The organism is Bacillus sp. JJ1127 (genome assembly GCF_036965845.1).
Taxonomy (GTDB): Bacteria; Bacillota; Bacilli; order Bacillales; family Bacillaceae_G; genus Bacillus_A.
In genome coordinates, this window is record NZ_JBALQK010000132.1 from 2,678 (window position 1) to 6,757 (window position 4,080).

The window sequence follows — 4,080 nt, forward strand, 5'->3', positions numbered from 1 at the left end:
AGATCCTCTCTCCCACCTAAATGTCGCTTTTTAATTGATGTATATATAGAAGATACATGACATCTCTCTCTTTCTATCTTTGGAAATATAAGTGACTGTGCTATAATGAACGGATTAAATCTTTTACTATATACTTGGAGGCGCTATGCTAACTTTTGAAGAAAAATTATCGATTATTGAATCTTTCCCGCAATTAGAAAGAAAGAATGTATCTTTAAAACGTGTAAACTTTCACTTTGAAGAAAGTCGCTTAGACAAAAAGAATGTGGTGTATCATTTACACCCAAATGGAAACGGATTTGTATATGCTAGTGGCATTAACGGATATAAAACAGACGATAAAGGTATGGTTAACATCCGTGAATTTTCAGCAGACGAACTACGTTCATTAATCCAAAAATCAATTGAACTTCTATCTCAGGAACAAGAAGAAGTAGTTGCACAAATTGCACCTGCTAAAGAAGAAGAATGGCATAATGAAGACGGTCATATTCTCACTCTTATCCAAGAAGATGATATGTGGAATGTGTACGCTGGGGTAAACTTAGACGGTACATTTAACTCTTACCCAGAAGCTGCAGAATACCTTGATGAAGAAGGTTTCTCACGCAAATAAAGAAATGCCTTTCCGATATGGAAAGGCACTTTTTTATTTTGTAACACCTTTTAATGATTCTCTCAGTACAAACTTTTGCAGTTTTCCACTTGCATTACGCGGAAGCTCATCTGCAAATACGTAGTGGCGTGGACGCTTATAGTCAGCTAATTCATCACTTTCTTTGCAATATGTTTCTAAGTCAGCTTCCGTAATACCTTCATCTTTTTTAACAACGACCGCTACAACCCGTTCTCCCCATAATTCATCTGGTTCACCAAGTACAGCAACATCTAATATACCAGGATGACTATGCAAGAAATCTTCAATTTCACGCGGATAAATATTTACCCCGCCGCTTATAACCATATCGTCAACGCGATCTGCTACAAATAAATAGCCATCTTTATCGAAATAGCCTAGATCACCCGAATGATACCATCCTTTATACATAGACTTTGCCGTCGCTTCTTCACGATTATGATATCCTGCCATCATAGTTGGTCCACGCGAAATAATTTCTCCTACTTCATATGGCGGCAGTACATCATCTGGTTCTGCCGGTCCCTCTTCATTTGATTTTACAATACGAATTTCATGACTAAAGCAAGGCGTTCCTGCTGAACCAGCTTTCGTAATTTGATCTTCTTCTACTAAGAATGCGATAACTGGACCCATTTCTGTCATTCCATAAATTTGGACAAGATCGATATGCAGGCGCTCTTTACATTCTTTCACAAGTGCTGGTGCCATCGGAGCTCCGCCATATACGCCAACTTTCATCGACTGTAATTCATATTGTGATAAATCGTCTTGTAACAGCATATTCCACATCGTCGGCGCAGCGAAGAATGTTGTAACCTTTTCCTTTTGAATTGTATGTAACACCGTCTTTGTATCAAATTGATGTAAAATAATGTTTTTCCCGCCAACTTGAATACGTGGTATAATTCCAGCATTTAATTCCCCGCAATGATATAACGGTGCCACAACAAGTCCAATACTATCTCGGTTATATTTCAAGAAATACGTACAAATCATACTATGTTCAGCCATGTCGCGATGACGGTGCATCACCCCTTTTGGCTGACCCGTTGTGCCGCTTGTATAAAGCATCGAACAATAATCTGTTTCCTCAACAACAATATCCACAGCCTCAGGTGAAGCCGCATTTACTTTTTCATGATAAGAAGCAGCGTAGGAAGGTGCATCATCTTCTATGTACCAAAAAGAACTGTTTGGGAAATCTCGTTCAATAGCTGCAATTGTCGGTTCAACAGCCTTTTCAAAGACAACGACTTTTGAGGATGCGTCTTGGAGGATGTAAGCTACTTCTTTTGCCTTTAAGCGGAAATTAATCGGATTGAATATTGCGCCAATCTGTGCGCAGGCTAGATAAACGTTCACAAATTCACGGCAATTGTATAAATAAACCGATACACAATCCCCTTTTTTCACACCTTCTGCTAACAGGGCATGCGCCGTTTTATTCACCTGTTCATTCCACTCTTTATATGTCCAGCGAATATTCTTTTCTGGTTCCACTAACGCTTCTTTATTCGGATACTTGCCAACTGCTAAATCAAAAATTCTCCCAATCGTCATATACATGTCAAAATCTGCCCCCTTTTCACTTTCATAAATCTATCATTTCGTGTATAAGTTGACATTTCCTCTACATTTTTACCTTCTTTTTCTGATCATTCTCGACACGATTTTACAAACAACAAAAAAGACTGACACATAAAAGCCCACAATATGTGGACCTTTAGGCCAGCCTCTTACCTGCTATTTGCGGGCAGTAATCCTCTCAAAGCAAAGGAATGGAACCCCAAACTTTCACTTTAAGAGAATAGCTCTTCTAAAATTTTAAGCTTATCTTCTGTATATTTAATATAACCATCGTTATATGACTTTGGATCTTTCGGATTGGCAAAGTGCGTAATAGCTCCTGTTTGCGGATGAACAAATTTACTTGATGCACCGCAACCAAGTCCGATAATAGATTGTACTTCTTCCATAATTACAATATTATATATGCTCTCTTGAGATGGCATTGCATAACCGACATTTTCTAAGTTACCTAAAATATTCTTTTGACGGTATAAATAATATGGTACGTAATTATGATTCTTCGTCCACTCTTCTGCTTCATGCATCATCGCCGTAATCTCTTCGCGACCTGCCACTTTATATTTACGCTTATTTTGCGTCATTTCAGAAGCACGTTTAAATGATAATGTATGAACAGTTAATGATTCTGGCATTAACTTTTCTGTTTCATCTAACGTATGCTTAAATATTTCTAATCCTTCACCAGGAAGACCAATAATTAAATCCATATTAATATTGTTCATTCCCATTTCACGTGCTAAATGATACTTCTCAATCGTTTCTTCCACCGTATGATGGCGTCCAATTGCCTTTAGCGTTTCTTGATGGTATGACTGCGGGTTAATACTAATGCGGTCAATATTCCATTTATTTAACACTTCTAGTTTTTCAGGTGTAATCGTATCCGGACGACCTGCCTCAACAGTTACTTCACGTACCTCTTTCACATCCGGGAACGACTCATACATCTCTTCATACAACATGTCCATCTCTTCTGCTGTAATACTTGTCGGTGTACCACCGCCGTAATAAATCGTTGTAACTTTAACGCCTTTCTCTTTTAAGAACTTACCAATTTCACGAACTTCGTAGTGTAAGCCGCCTAAGAAAGAATCTACAGAGCCTTGACGCCCATTGATTGCATACGCCGGGAATGTACAATATGCACATTTTGTTGGACAGAACGGGATACCGATATAAATACTTACTTCTTCTTTCAAACGATATAAATCTGGAATAACCGCTAATTGGCAATCAACAATGCGCTGCAGAAGTTCGATTTTTTCTTCATGAATTAAATAACTTTCACGAAGTTCTTTATGCGCCTCTTCCTTTGACATACCATTTTGAAGCATTTTGTGCAGAAGCTTTGTTGGTCTTACCCCCGTTAAAATGCCCCAGCTCTGTTCAATTCCTGTTAACTGCTGAAGAACAGAGAGATATACATAAGAAACAACATGCTTCACTTGCTTCATACGTTCTTTTTCTTCTGTAAAGGAAGATAAATCTTTTGAGAACGTTTCTTCATATACATTTCCTGTTGCAACGTCTGTTAAACGAGCTGACGCTGTCACATTTCCTTCTATCTGTATATCAACAATAAGGTTTGCTTCTTCTTTCTCAAATCCGATTGTACTTTCTTCAAAAAATAAGCCGCTAATATTTTGCAGCGGACGTAAAAAACGATCATCTTGTAATGTTTTAATTGAAATTAACAACAATTATCACCTTTTCATTTGTAAACTCTCTTTAGTTTACTTGAAGGGTGACTACAGGTCAATACAGAAGGTTTTACCTCATTTTCCTGAAAAAAAAATCATACAGCTTCTAAGTAAGAAAACACTTTCTTTTGGGTGGGCGAGAGCATCTGG

General features: G+C 37.9%; 3 protein-coding genes. 1 reads left to right on the forward strand and 2 read right to left on the reverse strand.

The features are described from left to right. Positions 1 to 145 precede the first annotated feature (145 nt). Positions 146 to 616: a hypothetical protein gene (locus tag V7183_RS13625; protein ID WP_097898238.1), complete on the forward strand. Its 471-nt coding sequence runs from the start codon at positions 146 to 148 to the stop codon at positions 614 to 616. A gap of 33 nt (positions 617 to 649) precedes the next feature. Here V7183_RS13625 and V7183_RS13630 read toward each other — a convergent pair whose 3' ends face one another. Together V7183_RS13630 and V7183_RS13635 are read right to left on the reverse strand one after the other, a co-directional pair. Beyond that, positions 650 to 2,206 (reverse strand): fatty acid--CoA ligase, encoded by a 1,557-nt coding sequence (locus V7183_RS13630; RefSeq protein ID WP_335359858.1) that lies wholly within the window; start codon positions 2,204 to 2,206, stop codon positions 650 to 652. A 233-nt stretch (positions 2,207 to 2,439) separates the two neighbouring features. Continuing rightward, positions 2,440 to 3,930, reverse strand: coding sequence for a coproporphyrinogen III oxidase (locus V7183_RS13635; protein ID WP_335359859.1), 1,491 nt, complete (start codon positions 3,928 to 3,930; stop codon positions 2,440 to 2,442). Positions 3,931 to 4,080 lie beyond the last annotated feature (150 nt).

Excerpts from the sequence above, each read along its gene's own strand:
- V7183_RS13625 (WP_097898238.1), top strand. The coding sequence starts at position 146 with ATGCTAACTTTTGAAGAAAAATTATCGATTATTGAATCTTTCCCGCAA.
- V7183_RS13630 (WP_335359858.1), bottom strand. The coding sequence starts at position 2,206 with ATGTATATGACGATTGGGAGAATTTTTGATTTAGCAGTTGGCAAGTAT.